The organism is Pseudomonas sp. KB_15 (genome assembly GCF_052114525.1).
Taxonomy (GTDB): Bacteria; Pseudomonadota; Gammaproteobacteria; order Pseudomonadales; family Pseudomonadaceae; genus Aquipseudomonas.
Genome location: NZ_JBFREX010000227.1, coordinates 1 through 439 on the forward strand (window position 1 = coordinate 1; position 439 = coordinate 439).

Sequence of the window (439 nt, forward strand, 5' to 3'; positions counted from 1 at the left end):
AAGTGGCGCTGCGCAAGAAGAAGGACTCTTCGATGCGCGTGGCGGCCACGCAGGTCAAGGAAGGCCGCGCCGACGCGCTCATCTCCGCCGGCAACACCGGCGCGCTGATGGCCGTGTCGCGCTATGTGCTGAAGACGCTCGAGGGCATCGAGCGGCCAGCCATCGCTACGACCATTCCCAATGAGCAGGGCTGGGGCACCACGGTGCTCGACCTGGGCGCCAACGCCGACTGCGAGCCGGGGCACCTGCTCCAGTTCGCCCGCATGGCGGAGGCCATGGTGTCCGTGGTGGATCACAAGGATCACCCCACGGTGGGCCTGCTCAATATCGGCGAGGAAGTGATCAAGGGCAACGAGGTGGTCAAGGCCGCCGGCGAGTTGCTGCGCGCTTCCGGGCTGAATTTCTACGGCAACGTGGAAGGCAACGACATCTTCAAGGG

1 pseudogene is annotated in these 439 nt (G+C 65.6%); it reads left to right on the forward strand.

Going from position 1 to position 439, the window contains the following annotated elements:
* Positions 1–439 (forward strand): annotated as a pseudogene (locus AB4Z35_RS30610) (phosphate acyltransferase PlsX); the annotation flags it as partial.